The 15713-nt window shown below is 64.9% G+C and carries 18 protein-coding genes and 1 pseudogene; 10 read left to right on the plus strand and 9 right to left on the minus strand.

What is annotated here, in order from left to right; translation table 11 throughout:
- The first annotated feature begins 185 nt into the window (after window positions 1-185).
- Window positions 186-374 (plus strand): hypothetical protein, encoded by a 189-nt coding sequence (locus NKJ94_RS03840; RefSeq protein WP_352523077.1) that lies wholly within the window; start codon window positions 186-188, stop codon window positions 372-374.
- 1 nt (window position 375) lies between these two features.
- On the opposite strand, the gene NKJ94_RS03845 is transcribed toward NKJ94_RS03840, so the two are convergent.
- From NKJ94_RS03845 to hemC, 6 genes are all read right to left on the minus strand, one after another.
- The gene (locus NKJ94_RS03845; protein ID WP_352523049.1) at window positions 376-1092 is read right to left on the minus strand and encodes a glutamine amidotransferase; all 717 of its coding nucleotides are present in this window, start codon (window positions 1090-1092) and stop codon (window positions 376-378) included.
- Window positions 1093-1110: 18 nt separating this feature from the next.
- Complete coding sequence (locus tag NKJ94_RS03850) at window positions 1111-1590, minus strand: tellurite resistance TerB family protein (protein WP_352523050.1); 480 nt, start codon at window positions 1588-1590, stop codon at window positions 1111-1113.
- A 39-nt stretch (window positions 1591-1629) separates the two neighbouring features.
- Entirely contained in the window at window positions 1630-3240 is a 1611-nt protein-coding gene (locus NKJ94_RS03855; protein WP_352523051.1) for a heme biosynthesis protein HemY, read from the minus strand.
- An 8-nt stretch (window positions 3241-3248) separates the two neighbouring features.
- Window positions 3249-4778 carry a phage tail protein gene (locus tag NKJ94_RS03860; RefSeq protein WP_352523052.1) on the minus strand — a complete coding sequence of 510 codons (1530 nt, stop codon included), beginning with the start codon at window positions 4776-4778 and terminating at the stop codon, window positions 3249-3251.
- A gap of 482 nt (window positions 4779-5260) precedes the next feature.
- Window positions 5261-5977, minus strand: coding sequence for a uroporphyrinogen-III synthase (locus tag NKJ94_RS03865; RefSeq protein ID WP_352523053.1), 717 nt, complete (start codon window positions 5975-5977; stop codon window positions 5261-5263).
- 1 nt (window position 5978) lies between these two features.
- The gene (gene hemC / locus NKJ94_RS03870) at window positions 5979-6905 is read right to left on the minus strand and encodes a hydroxymethylbilane synthase (RefSeq protein ID WP_352523054.1); all 927 of its coding nucleotides are present in this window, start codon (window positions 6903-6905) and stop codon (window positions 5979-5981) included.
- Window positions 6906-7026: 121 nt separating this feature from the next.
- Here hemC and tsaD point away from each other — a divergent pair, with 121 nt between their 5' ends.
- From tsaD to NKJ94_RS03900, 6 genes and pseudogenes are all read left to right on the plus strand, one after another.
- Window positions 7027-8127 carry a tRNA (adenosine(37)-N6)-threonylcarbamoyltransferase complex transferase subunit TsaD gene (gene tsaD / locus NKJ94_RS03875; protein WP_352523075.1) on the plus strand — a complete coding sequence of 367 codons (1101 nt, stop codon included), beginning with the start codon at window positions 7027-7029 and terminating at the stop codon, window positions 8125-8127.
- A gap of 11 nt (window positions 8128-8138) precedes the next feature.
- Window positions 8139-9140 (plus strand): NAD(P)H-dependent glycerol-3-phosphate dehydrogenase, encoded by a 1002-nt coding sequence (locus NKJ94_RS03880; RefSeq protein WP_352523055.1) that lies wholly within the window; start codon window positions 8139-8141, stop codon window positions 9138-9140.
- 26 nt (window positions 9141-9166) lie between these two features.
- Complete coding sequence (locus tag NKJ94_RS03885; protein ID WP_352523056.1) at window positions 9167-9463, plus strand: YciI-like protein; 297 nt, start codon at window positions 9167-9169, stop codon at window positions 9461-9463.
- Between the two features lie 30 nt (window positions 9464-9493).
- A complete protein-coding gene (locus tag NKJ94_RS03890; protein ID WP_352523057.1) occupies window positions 9494-9919 on the plus strand; it encodes an EVE domain-containing protein in 426 nt (141 codons plus the stop codon).
- Complete coding sequence (locus NKJ94_RS03895; protein ID WP_352523058.1) at window positions 9916-10572, plus strand: class I SAM-dependent methyltransferase; 657 nt, start codon at window positions 9916-9918, stop codon at window positions 10570-10572. Before NKJ94_RS03890 ends, NKJ94_RS03895 begins: the two co-directional genes overlap by 4 nt.
- Window positions 10573-10622: 50 nt before the next feature.
- Window positions 10623-11040, plus strand: a pseudogene (locus NKJ94_RS03900) (DUF1761 domain-containing protein).
- 16 nt (window positions 11041-11056) lie between these two features.
- On the opposite strand, the gene gcvA reads toward NKJ94_RS03900, so the two are convergent.
- Complete coding sequence (gcvA, locus tag NKJ94_RS03905; RefSeq protein ID WP_352523059.1) at window positions 11057-11977, minus strand: transcriptional regulator GcvA; 921 nt, start codon at window positions 11975-11977, stop codon at window positions 11057-11059.
- Window positions 11978-12140: 163 nt separating this feature from the next.
- On the opposite strand from gcvA, the gene NKJ94_RS03910 reads away from it, so the two are divergent.
- Entirely contained in the window at window positions 12141-12392 is a 252-nt protein-coding gene (locus NKJ94_RS03910) for a hypothetical protein (protein WP_352523060.1), read from the plus strand.
- A gap of 131 nt (window positions 12393-12523) precedes the next feature.
- Here the strand turns inward: NKJ94_RS03910 and NKJ94_RS03915 are convergent, their stop codons facing one another.
- Window positions 12524-13060, minus strand: a complete 537-nt coding sequence (locus NKJ94_RS03915; RefSeq protein WP_352523076.1) for a L,D-transpeptidase family protein — start codon at window positions 13058-13060, stop codon at window positions 12524-12526.
- A gap of 144 nt (window positions 13061-13204) precedes the next feature.
- Here NKJ94_RS03915 and NKJ94_RS03920 point away from each other — a divergent pair, with 144 nt between their 5' ends.
- Window positions 13205-13888, plus strand: a complete 684-nt coding sequence (locus NKJ94_RS03920; protein WP_023721386.1) for a response regulator transcription factor — start codon at window positions 13205-13207, stop codon at window positions 13886-13888.
- Between the two features lie 230 nt (window positions 13889-14118).
- Complete coding sequence (locus tag NKJ94_RS03925) at window positions 14119-14574, plus strand: Crp/Fnr family transcriptional regulator (RefSeq protein WP_352523061.1); 456 nt, start codon at window positions 14119-14121, stop codon at window positions 14572-14574.
- Window positions 14575-14613: 39 nt separating this feature from the next.
- On the opposite strand, the gene NKJ94_RS03930 is transcribed toward NKJ94_RS03925, so the two are convergent.
- Window positions 14614-15507 (minus strand): sugar phosphate isomerase/epimerase family protein, encoded by an 894-nt coding sequence (locus tag NKJ94_RS03930; RefSeq protein ID WP_352523062.1) that lies wholly within the window; start codon window positions 15505-15507, stop codon window positions 14614-14616.
- Window positions 15508-15713 lie beyond the last annotated feature (206 nt).

Consider the following 15713-nt stretch of genomic DNA (forward strand, 5'->3'; position numbering starts at 1 on the left):
ACATCCTGCTGCGGTGGAACCAGCAGGAGTTGTAGGCGCTTCAGGCGACACACTGATCCAGGCACGGGGCCCGCGAACTCCGATAGCCAGGAGTTTACGAGACAACGCAGTATGTGCGGCCCGGTGCGCTACGCGGTCATGCTGCCTCGGCGCCTCGCGAGGATGCCTTGAAGAGGTTGCCGCCGATGGCGCGCGCGGCGCCGGAGCTGGTGCTGTCGCTTCAGCGGGCCTTATGGGCGATGCTCGGCGCAGCCGAAGCCCTGTCCTATGCCGCCGCGACCGCAGAAATCACGGCCGCGCAGGCGCAGGACGAACTCTTCGAAACATTCGTCGCAATGGTTACCAGAAGAGCGCGCCCCGCATGTGCCAGTTAGACTAGGACAGCGCGGGCTTGCCAAAGATCGTCTCCAGGAATTCGCCGAGCCAGCGCTTCAGGTGCATGTCCCAGATCAGCCGGCCGCCGAGATGGTCGCGGCCGGGCTGCGCGCCGGGCAATTCGAAGCGGTGCGCGCCGCGCACCACCCAGCGCTGCATCATCGCCCGGGTCAATTCGCCATGGAACTGAATGCCCCAGGCATTGTCGCCATAGCGGAAGGCCTGGTTGGGATAGGTTTCAGCCGTCGCCAATAGCGTCGCGTCTTTCGGCAGCGAAAAGCCCTCGCGGTGAAACTGATAGACCATCTCCGGCCAATGCATCAGCCTATTGCCCTCTTCGGTCGCCTTCAGCGGATACCAGCCGATCTCGACCAAGCCCTCGCCATGACCCTCGACCTTGCCGCCAAGGTGCTTAACCAGCATTTGCGCGCCAAGGCAGATGCCAAGCAACGGCCGGTTCTCGTTGAGCGGAATTTTGAGCCAGTCGGTCTCGCGGCGGACGAACTCGTCGCCGTCATTGGCGCTCATCGGCCCGCCGAACACCACGGCGCCGGCATGGCCGTCCAGTGTCTGCGGCAAGGCCTCGCCGAGCGGCGGGCGGCGGATGTCGAGATCGAAGCCTTCTTCGATAAGCATATGGCCGACCCGCCCAGGGCTCGAATGCTCCTGATGCAGCACGATCAGGATCTTTGGTCTCGAGCTTGGCTTGGGCGGCATTGGAAGGCTGGATCCTGGCTATTCGTCGCTTGACGTTCCGGCAGCACCTGGAGCCGCCGCGGCCGCCTTGAGGCGTGCCTCGACACGGTCGCGGCGTTCGACGCCGATCAGTTCGGCGACCCGCCACACGGTGTTGTCCTCGAGCTCGTGCAGCTCGCCATCGGCATAGACGATTTCCCACATCAGGCCGATGAAGGCTTTTCGGGCCTCGGCGTCGAGATGGCGCTTGAGCACGCTGGTGAAGGCGTAGAGGTCGATCGCCTCATTGTCGGCCCGCTCACCCGCTGCCGCCAATGCGTCGAGTTCGTCGCCGCTGATCGAATAGCTCTCCGCCAGCACCGCCTTGAACCGCTCCCATTCGGAATCCTGACGCACACCGTCGGCGTTCATGACATGAAAGAGAAGGGCGGACGCGGCAATGCGCGGATCGTCGGCGCTGGCGCTGGCGTCGCCACCGGATGGCAGATCCCTTAGAAACGACAAAACGCGATCGAACATCAAATCATTCCCAATAAGCCCGGGTCAACTCGACCCGGGTCAGAACAAACGAAACCGGCGCGTCGATTTATCCGCCGCGTCGTCGGGATCGACGCCGGGGTCGTCGGGCAGCCGCGCCAGTTCCTGCGCCGGCTCGACGGCTTCGGCATCGTCCGGCACCGCGGCAAAAGCCGCCGCGGTGACCGCTGTCACATGAGCCTCGCCGGTGCGATTTTCCGTCTTCGCTTCGGTCGCCGGCGTCTCGGCTGCGACAGCCCCCTGCTCGATCACCTCGGTTTTTTCCTCTGCCGGCTTGGCTGACGCCGCGATGGCCGGCACCGGGGCCTCCGGACTGTCCTCATGGCTGTCGATCAACTGGCCGAGCCGCTCCATCGGCGCCCGCCATTCGAATGCATCGAGCCTGCCGGTGACCGGTGATACCGGAGCCCAGCGTTCGGAGACGACGCCGTCGGCGACCCAGGCCGGGTCGCGCGGCGCTCTTACCGCCTTCGACAGCGACTGCCGCACCTTGCCCTGGTCGCCGGTCTCGGCCTCCTCGATATCGGCCAGCAGCAGATAGGCGCCTTCGCGGCGATCCATGCGGATGGCGGCTTCGGCCTCCTGGCGGGCGGTTGAAAAATCCTGCGCATCGAGCGCGGCGCGCGCCACCGCCAGCGAGGACTCGGCATGGTTCTTCTTCAGTTCCTGCAGCTTCTTTGCCCGGTTCAGCCGGTCGAGCACGGCATCGCCCGGCCTGGCATGGGTGTAGAGCTCGGCGATCTCCGGGTGCGGCTCGGCCTTCCACGCCGCCTCGAGGATCTTCGAGCCCTTGCGCACGTCGTTCTGCCGAAACAGCAAAGTCGCCGCGACGACCGCCGCCGGCGCGAAATCCGGCCGCAGCCGGTTGGCTTCGAGGGCCGCCGTGCGAGCGGCATTGGCATCGCTGGCGATCAGCGCCTGCGCCTTGGCGGTGAGCAGCACGGCGCGGCGCTGGTTGGCGGCGTCGCGCTCGATCTGCCGCGTCGATTTCTGCGCGTCGATCAGTTTCAGCGCGCCATCCCAGTCGCCGCGTACGGTCAGGTCTTCCAGCGTCGATTCGGCCGCCCAGGCCAGCTGCGGCGCCACCGCCGCGGCACGGCCGGCATAGTGTCGGGCTGCGTTGCGGTCGCCGAGCCGCTCGGCCTCGAGGTAAAGCCCGCGCAGGCCGAGCAGCCGCATTTCGGGATCGTCGAGCATGGTCTCGAACTTTTCGCGGGCGCCCTCATGGTCGCCCTCGAGCAGCGAGGCCTGCGCGTCCAGCAAATGGATCAGCGGCTCCTGGTCAAAGCGGATGAGCTTTGCCGCTTCCTTGGTCTTCTTGCGGGCGAGCGCGCCGTCACCGGCGCCGGCAGCGATCATGCCGGTCGACAGCGCCTGATAGCCGCGGTCGCGGCGACGCACGCGGAAATAGCGCGAGATCGTATAGGGGCTGTTCCACAGCGCCTTGACCAGCCACCAGACGATCATCACCGCGGCAACGACGGCAACGACCGCCACCGCCGCAACCATCAGGCTGACCTGGTATTGATAGCCGTTGAAGGTGACGAGCATTTCACCCGGCCGGTCGGCCAGCCAGGCGAAGCCGAGTCCGAGCGCAAAGATGACGGCGAGGAAGACGAGGATGCGGATCATCGGGTTCCTCACGCCTTCATCGCGCCGGCGATGAGCGAATCGATCTGCGTCTCGACCTCCATCCGCGCCTTCAGTTTGCCGGCAAAGTCGGCGCCGGCGGCCTTGGCCGCTTCGGGCAGGGTTGCGTATTCGCTGAGCGCCTTGGCGTAATCGCTCTGGTTGACCGCGACCTCCATGCGGGCAACCGTTTCCGGGACACCGGCGCCCTCGACGGCGCCGATCGGCCTGACCTTGACCAGCGATTCGGCGCTCGACAGCAGCTTTTGCAGGACGCCGGCATTCTGGTCGACAGGCGTCGCGGCAGCGACCATGGCGTTGGCGGCGGCGTCCGCTTCGGCCGCGATCTCGGCCCGCGTCGGGACCCCCTTTTCGGCATAGGTGCGCAGCGTCGCGATCCCGGGCGCATCCGGTGAGATCGCTGCAAAGGTTTCGAGTTCGGCCGCGAACGGCGCACCGCGGTCGAGCGCTGCCTTGAGCGCCGAGGCGGCAATGGCGAGCGCGATCTTCGGCTGCGAAGCCTGTGCATCGACCTTGCCCGAGAGCTGCGAAACCGATTGTTCCAATGCGGCAAGCCGGCCTTCCTGCGCCTTTGCCGTCTCGCCGGCGGATTTCACCAGCGCATCGAGCGCGGCCAGCCTTTCGTTGAGCGAGCCGAGATCGACCGGCGTCGTGCCGCCGGCCTTGCCGATGGCCGCGACCGCCGTCTCGATCTGCCTGACCTTGTCGCCAAGCGCGGCAAGTCCGGCATTGTCGCCGGCGCCGCCTTGCTCGACCGCCGATTTCAGCGCCGTGACATCCGCTCTGAGCTGATCCAGCGCCGACGCCAGCCCGTCCACCTTGGCCGATGCGTCGCTGTTGCCGCCGGCCTGCTTGAGCCCCGCCACCTCGCTTTTTAGCGAAGCGATCTCGCCATTGACGGCGTCGAGCGACACGCCGCCCGACCCCGGCGCACCGAGCAGGCCGGCAAATTGCAGCCCGCCGGCGGCGGCGAGTGCGATGACGCCGCCGATAATGCCGGCAGCGATGCCGCTGATGCCGCTCCGCTTCGGCTGCGCTGCCATTGGTTCGTTTCTCGTTTGGGCTGTCTTCTCGCCGGAGCCTGGGGTCCCCGGTCCATTGGCCCCGGTTCCGCTGACCCCGGTTGCGCTGACTTTGGCGGATGCATCCTCGAAACTGTAGTCGGAAGCCGTGGAGCGACCGGCAGGCGCATCCGAACCGGCAGGATAAGGGGTTTCCGCTTCCTTGGAACCATCGGCGCCGGCATTCGCCGGCTCTTCCGTACCGGCCGGCGCGGCTGCGTCGGCGTGTTCCCATGGCTCGAGATCGGTCTGGTCCGCATGCACCGGCTCTTCAGGCGGCTCCGGCTGCGAGGCGTTCGCTGCTTCCTCGGCTTTCGCCTCGTCGGTCTGCGCCCCGGCTGTCTGCTGCTTGCTGGCATCCTGTTCGTCGGCGACCCGCGAGACGGCGCCAGGTTCGAGCTCGATGGTCACCGGCTCACGGCGGCTCTTGGAATGCCGCATCTTCGGCGTCTTGACCATGCTCGGGCTCCGCAAAATTCGCTTCGGGATGGTTGGAAGGGTCTAGCACATCACCAAGCGGTGAAAAGGGGCGGCGTGATGACGCCAGGTCTTCGAGTTCAGTTTTGGCAAAACGCCGCAGCGGTTGGATACCGATAAGCGGGACCAAAACAAAAAACCCGCCTCGGCGGCGGGTCGTTGGCGCGAATCAGCACCATGGGTGAATCGATAGCATAGCTGCCGGCACAAAGCAAGAACAAAATAGGTTTCTGCCAGGCCAATCGCTCAAGGTTGCGCCGCCCCTCATCGCCCTGCCGGGCACTTCTCCCCGTATAGTGACGGGGAGAAGGGGCTGGCCGCAACCTTGGCGCACCTTCCGCAACGTTGAAAATTGGCGAAATCATCGATGAGGGCCCCTCTCCCCGTCACTATACGGGGAGAGGATGCCGGCAGGCAGGTGAGGGGCGGCGCCAACGTCCGGAAACGGGCAGGGCAGATGCCCGTCAGCGCCGCGGCTGCAAAAGCGCCAGCAGCGCCTCTTCGCTGGGTTCCGGCGCAATGTGGATGTTTTTACCAAAACCCTCGCCAAGGACCGCGGCAATACGTCCCGACAAGGCGAAAAAGTGTGCGTCTCCAAAAAGACCACGCAGCGCCGGTCGGCCGGCCAAGGCCTGCACAGCTGTGGCCGCTTTGGCCGAATAGAGCAGCACCGCCTCGACCGGCTGGGCGGACAGGCGCGCAAGAACGGCCTCGTCGGAATAGTCCAGCGCAACGGTGTCATAGGTCTCGGTGGCGCGGATATAAACGCCCACCGCCTGCAACCGCTCCTCGAAACCCGGAAACCGCACCCTTCCGCAGAGATAGACGATGGTCTGTCCGGCGTAGGCGCCGGCAAGTGCATCGGCCAGCGTCTCGGCATTGCCCGGACCTTCGCTGACCGACAGAAACCCGGCTGCGCGGGCGGCTTCCGCCGTCTTCCTGCCGACGGCATGACAAGGTAAGCCGGCCAGCGCCGCGATGACCTTTTTGGGCGCATGGCGAACGCCGTTGGCGCTGGTGACCGCGACCGCCGCGGCAGCATCGGCGACCGCGTCGGCGTCGGCCGGCAGCGCCACCGTTTCGGTCAACGGCAGCAGGATCGGCTGAAAACCGGCATCCTCAAGCCGGCGCGCCGTGCGCGAGGCGCCTGGTTCCGGCCTCGTCACCAGGACGCGGACCATATCAGGTCCAGCCGTCGAAGAACGTCTCGCCGGCCTTCGCCCGAACGGTCGCGGCGGCTTCCGTGCCGATGCGCGCCGCCTCCTGCGCCGGCCCTTCCAGCCTGACCTCATGCGACTGCGCGCCATCGGGCGAGATAATCAGCCCGGCAAAAGAAATCGTTCCGCCTGATATCGTCGCATGGCCGGCGATCGGCGTGCGGCAGGACCCGTCGAGCGCCGCCAGGAAGGCGCGCTCGCAGGCCAGCGCCTGGCCGGTCGGCACGTCATGGATTGCCGTCAGCATCTGTTCCACGTCGCGGTCGCCGATGCGGCTTTCGATGCAGATCGCGCCTTGTCCCGGCGCCGGCGGAAAGACGTCGAGCGGCATCAGGTCGGTGACGACATCTTCGAGCCCGAGCCGCTTCAGCCCGGCATAGGCGAGGATGGTGCCGTCGGCAATGCCCTCGTCGAGCTTGCGCAGCCGCGTCTGCACATTGCCGCGAAACATCACCACGTCGAGGTCCGGCCGCATGCGCCTGATCAGCGCCTGGCGCCTCAGCGACGACGAACCGACCTTGGCGCCTTGCGGCAGCTCGGCAATCGTTCGCGCCGCCTTGCCGATGAAAGCATCGCACGCATCCTCACGCGGCAGGAAGGCGGACAGTTCCAGCCCCTCGGGCAACAGCGTCGGCATGTCCTTCGACGAATGCACGGCGATGTCGATGCGGCGCGACAGCAACGCCTCCTCGATTTCCTTGGTGAACAGGCCCTTGCCGCCGGCTTCCGACAGCGGCCGGTCCTGGATGCGGTCGCCGCTGGTCGAGATGACGACCACCTCGAACACTTCGGGCGGCATGCCGTGCGCCGCCATCAGCCGCGCCTGCGTTTCATGCGCCTGCGCCAGTGCCAGCGGGCTGCCGCGTGTTCCGATTTTCAAGGTTGTTTGCATGGCGCGCGGTCCGTGATAACCCCGGCCGGAACATTTCCAGCGAGGGCTTTGCCGGGCTTTCTCCTAGCGAGGAATGGCCGGCTGTACAATCTGTACGATTTTTGGAGACAGCGACGAATTGATCCGCGTTCTGGGCATTGAGACGAGTTGCGACGAGACCGCCGCCAGCGTGGTGGCGCTGGACAGTAGCAGCGCGCCTCAAATCATGTCCCCCAAGATCCTGTCAAATGTCGTGCTCAGCCAGATCGAGGAGCATGCCGCTTTCGGCGGCGTCGTGCCGGAGATCGCCGCGCGTGCCCATGTCGAGGCGCTCGACGGCATCATCGAGGCAGCACTTGCCGATTCCGGCGTCGAACTCGCCGATATCGATGCGATCGCCGCCACCGCCGGTCCAGGCCTTGTCGGCGGACTGATCGTTGGCCTGATGACGGCGAAGGCGATCGCCGCGGCAGCCAAAAAACCGCTGATCGCCATCAACCATCTCGAAGGCCACGCACTGACCGCCAGGCTGACCGACGGGCTCGACTTTCCCTATCTCTTGCTGCTGGTCTCCGGCGGCCACACCCAGATCGTTGCCGTGCGCGGTGTCGGCGACTACCAGCGCTGGGCGACGACCATCGACGATGCGCTTGGCGAAGCCTTCGACAAGACGGCCAAGATGCTTGGCCTGCCCTATCCGGGCGGACCGAATGTCGAGAAGGCGGCGGCGTCAGGCGATGCGACGCGCTTCGCCTTTCCGCGCCCGATGAAGGGCTCGGTGCAGCCCGATTTCTCCTTCTCCGGCCTCAAAACCGCGGTGCGCCAGGCGGCAACCGCGATCGCCCCGCTGAGCGACCAGGACGTCGCCGACATCTGCGCTTCGTTCCAGGCGGCGGTGGCGGATGCGCTGGGCGACCGTGTTTCACGGGCGCTGACCCGGTTTCGTCAGCAATTCCCGGCCAAGACCGAGCCTGCGCTGGTTGTCGCCGGCGGCGTCGCCGCCAACCGGAGGATCAAGGCGACATTACAGGCGCTGTGCGAGCAGGCCGGGTTCAGCTTCGTCGCCCCGCCGCTGAAGCTCTGCACCGACAATGCGGCGATGATCGCCTGGGCCGGCATCGAGCGCCTGCGCGCCGGCATATCAGGTGAAAACGCCGCCGATTTCGTGCCGCGCTCGCGCTGGCCGCTTGACAGCGTCTCGGCCCCAATGGTCGGCTCGGGCCGGCGCGGAGCCAAGGCGTGACGAGTAAAGCCATGAAGCGCAAAGCCAGCACCGGCTGGCGCGTCGCCGTGCTCGGCGGCGGCGCCTGGGGCACGGCGCTGGCGCTGGCCATGCTGCGCGCCGGCCATTCGGTCCGACTGTTCGCCCGCGACCAGGACATTGTCGCGGCGATCGGTCGCGGCGAAAATCCGCGCTACCTGCCCGGCATCGCCATCGATCCCGGCATCGCGGCGACAAGCGACATCGAAACGGCTCTCGTCGACGCCGACTGCGTGCTGGCGGTGACGCCGGCGCAATCGTTGCGCGCCATGCTGACGGCCGCGTCCGGCCATGTGCCGAAAGGCGTCCCGCTGGTTCTCTGCGCCAAGGGCATCGAGCGCGATACCGGCGCGCTGCTGTCGTCCATTGCCGAGGAAATCGTGCCGGCAAATCCGGTGGCCGCCCTGTCGGGCCCGAGCTTCGCCACCGACGTCGCCAAAGGCCTGCCGACGGCCGTGGTGGTCGCCGCCCGCGACGAGGCTCTGGCGGCCGACCTTGCCGCCCGTTTCTCGGCCGAAAACCTGCGCTATTATTCGAGCGACGACCTGATCGGCGTCGAGATCGGCGGCGCACTGAAGAACGTTTTTGCCATTGCCGCGGGTGCCGTCACCGGCGCCGGGCTTGGCGCCAGCGCCCAGGCGGCGATGGTGACGCGCGGCTTCGTCGAATTGCGTCGCATCGGTGCCGCCTTTGGCGCAAAGCCGGAGACGCTGATGGGGCTTTCCGGCCTCGGCGATCTGCTGCTGACCTGCTCGTCCGCCCAGTCGCGCAATTTCGCCTATGGATTGGCGCTGGGGCAAGGCAAGCCGCTTGCCGGCCTGCCCCTGGCCGAAGGCGTGCCGACGGCGGCGATCGCCGCCCGCATCGCCGGCGAACGCCGGATCGATGCGCCGATCATCGCCGCCGTCGCCGCCATACTGGACGGCACCGTCACCATAGACCAGGCTGTGTCGGCGTTGATGACCAGGCCGCTCAAAACCGAAACCGACATGTGATCCCGAACAATACCGGAGATGGAAAGATGCTGTTTGCGTTGATTTGCAAGGACAGACCAGGAAGCCTGCAGGTGCGCCTCGATACGCGGTCCGAGCACATTGCCTTTCTGGAAGGGCTGAACGGCGACAAGAAACTGGCCTTCGCCGGCCCGTTCCTCGACGCGGAAGGCAAGCCGAACGGCAGCCTCGTCGTGGTCGAGGCGCCCGATCTGGCTGCGGCAAAAACCCTGTCGGCAGCCGATCCCTATGCCAAGGCCGGGCTGTTCGAAAGCGTCGAAGTCCGGCAGTGGAACTGGACCTTCAACAAACCTTCAAATATCTAGTTCAGGCGACACCTGAGGAGGAGCGAAAGAATGAACTACTGGCTGTTCAAATCGGAGCCCTCGGTCTTCTCCTTCGAAATGCTGAAGGCCAAGGGCAAGGCCGGCACGCAATGGGACGGCGTGCGCAATTATGCGGCGCGCAACAACATGAAGGCGATGCAGATCGGCGATCTCGGCTTCTTCTACCATTCCAATGATGGGCTCGACATCGTCGGCATCGCCGAAGTCTGCGCGCTGGCCCATCAGGACACCACCACCGACGATCCCCGCTGGGAATGCGTCGACATCCGCGCCTACAAGGACATGCCGAAGCCGGTGACGCTGGAACAGGCCAAGGCCAATCCAAAGCTGGCCGACATGGCGCTGGTGCGGCTCGGACGGCTTTCCGTGCAGCCGGTGACCTCAGCCGAATGGCAGGAGGTCTGCAGCATGGGTGGCCTCACCCCTGCACCATGACGGCGCTGACGCCGGACAGCGCCAAAACATTCATCCTCGATAACACGGCGCTGATGGCGCCGCCGCACGTGCCGGAGATACGCCTGCACCTGGCCGACGAGGCGCATGAATTGTGGCAGCGGACCGAGGATGAACTGACCGAAATCGGCCTGCCGCCGCCCTTCTGGGCCTTCGCCTGGGCCGGCGGCCAAGGCCTTGCCCGCTACGTCCTCGACAATCCGGCGACGGTGCGCGGCAAGCGCGTGCTCGACTTCGCCTCCGGATCCGGCCTTGTCGCCATTGCCGCGGCCAAGGCTGGTGCTGCGGAGGTGACCGCCGCCGATATCGACCCGTTCTGCGCGACTGCGATCCGCCTCAATGCCGAGGCCAACAGCGTCGCGATAGAATTCCTCGCCGGCGACTGCATCGGCACCAATACAGGCTGGGATGTGGTGCTGGCCGGCGACGTCTTCTACGACAAGACCTTCGCCGACAGGCTCATGCCGTGGTTCGCGGTGTTGAAGGCACGCGGCGCCGACATCCTCGTCGGCGATCCCGGCCGTTCCTATATGCCGAAAGCGGGGCTGGAACCGCTTGCCGTCTACGAAGTGGCGGTAACCCGGGCGCTCGAAGATTCCCTGGTCAAGCGCACCACCGTCTGGCGGTTTGCTTGACGGCATCGCCGAACAGGCGTTCCATCAGACAATCGACCGGGAGGGAAACTATGGATTTTTCAGCGATCAATTGGCTGGCGGTGATCGTCGCCGCCGGTGGTGGCGTGGCTGTTCGGCGCGGCCTGGTACATGGGTTTGAGCAAGCCGTGGCTGAAGGCCGCCAGGCTTGATCCGGCGACCATGGGGAAATCGGTGCTGCCCTTCGTCGTCTCCTTCGTCGCGGAGCTCGTGATGGCGCTGGTCATGTCGCTGGTCATCGGTGCCGTGACCGGTGGCGACCCGAGCCTGCTTGCCGGGCTGGTCTTCGGTTTCGTTCTCTGGCTGGGGTTCGTCGCCACGACGCTTTCGGTCAACCATCGCTACGAAGGTTTCGGCTGGGATCTGACGCTCATCGACACCGGCCATTGGCTTGGCGTGCTGCTTCTCATCGGCGCGGTGATCGGCTGGTTTGGGCCCCCCGCGATCTAAGGTTTCGCCAGGACCGTCAGGTCGGGGTCTTGGCGACTTCGTCGAGAAGCCAATCGCGAAAGGCGACGATGCGCGGGTCATTCGCCGCACTTTCGGGATAGACCAGGAAATAGGCGAATTCGGGCGCGACCTTGATGCCGAGCGCGAAAGGCCGGATCAGCCGGCCTTCCGAAAGATCGTTTGCCACCATGGCGAAATCGGCGAGCGCAACCGCGTTGCCGTCGAGCGCGGCCTGAACGGCATCCGTCGAATTGCCGAACACGATGGTCCGGCTGTCGTCGAAATCGTCGACGCCCGCCGCCGCCATCCACATGCTCCAGTTCGGCCAGGTGACGCCCTGCCGCGACCATTCGATATGCGCCAGCGTATGATGGAACAGGTCGCGCGGCTCTTTCAACGGCGGCCCCGCCCGCAGCAAGGCCGGGCTGCAGATCGGAATGATGACGTTTTCGAACAGTCGGTGTGAGCGAAGCCCCGGATACTTGCCGGTGCCGAAACGGATGCCGACATCGACATCGTCGCGATCGAAATCGCGCACCTCATAGCTAATATCGAAGCGCAGCTCGATTGCCGGATGCTGTTTGCGAAAATCGTCAACGCGCCGCATCAGCCACTTCGTCGCGAGGTGCGCATCGAGGGTGACCTTCAGCAGCGCCGATCCGCGCGCCATCTTCTGCGCCCGCGAGACGGCCCGCCCAAGCAGGTCGAGCGCGTCGGTCGAGGCCTCGAACAACACCGCGCCCGCCTCGGTCAGCCGGATGGTGCGGCTGGTGCGCGTGAACAGCACGATCCCGAGTTGATCTTCGATTTCCTTGATCTGGTGGCTAACCGCGGCCGGCGTCAGGCCGAGCTCGTCGGCGGCGCGGGTGAAATTGAGGTGCCGGGCCGCTGCCTCCAGCGTCCGCAGCGCACGGGTTCCAGGCAGCAGGCGCGCCATCAGTGCAAGACGAGGAGCGGTCGGTCGAGCATTTCCAATCCTCAAAAAAAACTTGAAGATACAGAAAAAACTACTCGTTTCCCGTTTGAATTTCAATCCGCCATGATCTGATCATCGAAGAAACATCAAACCGGATTTGACGTCCGGAGAAGCGGATTGCACCATGTCTCACATCGCTTTGAACTCCGTAACCCTCCGTCCGGCCTGGCTGCGTGCGGTGCTCGATTGGCTCCGCCATGCAAAAATCGCGGTCAATCTTCCCTATGAGAATGTCGAGGACCTTCCGGATCGCCAGCTGCGCGACATCGGCGGTGAACGCAAGGACATCGCGCGAGCCATGGACCGGGAACTCGGCCGGCTCGGCCTTCTCGACACGGGATGGCAGCCGCCGCAGAGGCGGATAGGGCAGTGGTGAGGTAGTGAATAGTGAATAGTGAATAGTGAATAGTGAATAGGAAAGCTAAGCGGCGCGTCCGCGCATGTCCTTATCAACCACTCCCATTACTTGCTATTCACTATTTCACGATCCGCTACGTCACTACTCCCCTACCGCACCACCCTTACCACCGTCCGCTCCGACAACAGCGGCAGCAGCCGCGCCATTGTGCGGGCCGTTACCGCGACGCAGCCTTGCGTCGGCGTGAAGCCGCGGCGCGCTAGGTGGAAGAAGATGGCGCTGCCGCGCCCGCGCCGGCGCGGCACAATGTTCCAGTCCAGCACCAGGCAGACATCATAAAGCTCGTCGGTGCGCAGCATCCGCTCATGGCTGGCGCCATAGGGGATCTTGACTGGGCGGTTGTAGTTGCGGTCCTCAGGCACCTCGCACCAGCCGAGGTCGCCGCCGATCGGCGTCATCGCCAGCCGGGTCCTGCGGCCGCCGGAAAAACGGTCGCCACGAAAATACCCCGACAATATCCGCATCGAGCCGAGCGGCGTGGCGCCGTCGCCCTCGCGCTTGCCGGCCGAGATGCCGCCATGCCCCAGTGCGCATGGAAACACGAGTTTGCCGGCCTGCAGAAAGCCCTGGCTGGCATGGCCGGGCCGCGCCCGCACGGTGAGCACGCGCAGCCCTTTCGGCAAAATTGCGCCGACTGCATTGCGATCGCGTTTTTTCTTGTATGATCGTGTCACGGAACAAATCACTGTGAACGGCTGTTGTGCCGGGCAGCTTCCGCATAAACAGGCAGCGGTCAACTGAAATCTCTTTTCAAAACAACGGATTGATCCATGACTTCACGCACCATTCTGATCGTCGACGACGATGACGACCTGCGCGGCACCCTTGTCGAGCAATTGTCGCTTTATGAGGAATTCGATGTCCTGCAGGAAGCGACCGCCGCCAAAGGCGTCGCCGCGGCGCGCGGCGGGCTCATCGACCTGCTCATCATGGATGTCGGCCTGCCCGACATGGATGGCCGCGAGGCGGTGAAGATATTGCGCAAGGGCGGCTACAAGGCGCCGATCATCATGCTGACCGGCCACGACACCGATTCCGACACGATCCTTGGCCTCGAGGCCGGCGCCAACGACTATGTGACGAAGCCGTTCCGCTTTGCCGTGCTGCTGGCCCGCATCCGGGCCCAGCTGCGCCAGCACGAGCAGAGCGAGGACGCCACCTTCTCGGTCGGCCCCTATACGTTCAAGCCCAGCCAGAAGCTACTGATCGACCCGCGCGGCGCCAAGGTGCGGCTGACCGAAAAGGAGGCCTCGATCATCAAATATCTCTACCGCGCCGACCAGAAGGTGGTGACCCGCGACGTGCTGCTGGAGGAAGTCTGGGGCTACAATTCCGGCGTCACCACGCATACGCTGGAAACTCATGTCTACCGGCTGCGCCAGAAGATCGAGCGCGATCCTTCCAACGCGGAAATTCTCGTGACAGAAAGCGGCGGCTACAAGCTGGTTCCTTAAACATTTCATTATCCAAATAAGCGATCCAGGAGGGGCGCTTTTCGGGTACGGTCCTGAGGCTGGAGGTGGTTCTGGATCGAACTCGCCGACGCATCGGGCCCAAAATCGGGCTCGATTTTTGGGAAGCACGATGCGTCGATTCAAAATGTTAGAGCGTCCTTTGCGCGTCCAAAGCGGATGCGCGGCGCTCTAAGGGAGGAGTGGGACTGACGGTTCGGGGACATAGCTAGATGGCGCTGGATGACGACATCCGCATCCTGTCCACCGTGAGGCTCTTCGAGGGCTTTACGCAGGAACAGCTGCGTCTGCTCGCCTTCGGCGCCGAAACCACCATGTTGAAAGCCGACCACAAGCTTTACCGCGAGGACGACGAGGCCGATTCGGCCTACATCGTGGTCAGCGGCCGCATCGTGCTCTACCGCGAGCACAATGGCGAGCGCATTCCGATCGGCACCGCCGGTCCCGGCACCATACTCAGCGAACTGGCGCTGATCGCCGACACCAACCGGCTGACCAGCGCCTCCGCCGAGATCGATTCGGAAATACTGCGGCTCAGTCGCAAGATGTTCCGCCGTATCCTCGAGGAATATCCGGAGCTGGCGCTTCACCTGCACCAGCGCATCTTGGAGGATTTCCAGGCGATGATCCGCCGCATTGAGGAACTGGCGCCGCGTTTTGCCGGCTGAGCGGAGGCGGGAATCGCCTTGCGGAAAGCGCGACGCGCTTCAGGGCCGATGCGTTGCGGAAACAAGCTCGGCCTTGCGCCGTGCCGTCTCCAGTCCGAGCGAAATGAAGCGGCGCGCATGTTTGGCCAGCTCCATATTGTCGGTCCACAGATTGCGCCAGATGGCGGTTTTCCGCGACAGGTTCTCGTCGACGATTTCCGACGAGAAGGATTCGAAGCTGAGATCGTCGCTGTAGCCGATGGCGATCAGCGCATCGAAGATCCCGGCAAAATCGATGTTGCCGGTGCCGAGGAAGCCGCGATGGCTCTCGCCGATATGGACATAGCCGATCTTCTTTGCGGCGTTGCGAATGGCCAATCCGACATCGGCCTCCTCGATGTTCATATGGAAGCTGTCGAGGTGCAGGAAGATGTTGTCTGAGCCGCTGTCCTCGATGAAGGCCATGCCTTGCGCGGCGGTGTTGAGCAGATTGCTTTCGAAGCGGTTGACGATCTCGAGGTTGAGGGTGACGCCGGCCGCCTTGGCTGTCTCCGCCACCTTGGCAAGCGTGCCGGCACTGCGGTTCCACTGGTCGCGCGTCGGCGCCTCAGTCTGCAAGCCATGGCTGGTGCTGAGGATGCCGGCAACCTTCTGGCCGCCGAGATCGCGGGTCAGCGCGACCGTGTCGTTGAGGATTTCGACGCCGCGCGCCGCAATCGCCTTGTCGGCGCTCGAAATGTCGCCGTCGGCCGGCAGTCCGATGCTGATCGCGACGCCGAGGCCGAGATCGGCAATCCGCTTGGCCAAGCCGTCAATGTCGAGATCAGCGGGGTCGAGATAGGAGAATTCGATCAAGTCCAAGCCGGCTTCCTTGGTGTTGGCCAGCGTCCGTTCGAGGTCGCTTTGCGCCGAGCTCGCCGACCAGACGAATGAGTGGATTCCAATGCGCGACATGGTCATCTCCGGTTGCTGCGAGGCATCGGATCCAAAGTGGAAACCCGTTTTGGATATCCGACACTCAACCAAAAAGAGGTGGGGGCGGGCATACCGGCCCCCCCCCGCGTGGGGGGGGTATCGAGCCCCCGGCCCGCCCATGTTTTAAATAAGGGGACCGCCCCGGGTGAGCGTAGGGGGGGGCCGCCCCGTGGGCGGGGCCCGCG

It is taken from the genome of Mesorhizobium sp. M0060, from assembly GCF_040323155.1.
Classification (GTDB): Bacteria; Pseudomonadota; Alphaproteobacteria; order Rhizobiales; family Rhizobiaceae; genus Mesorhizobium.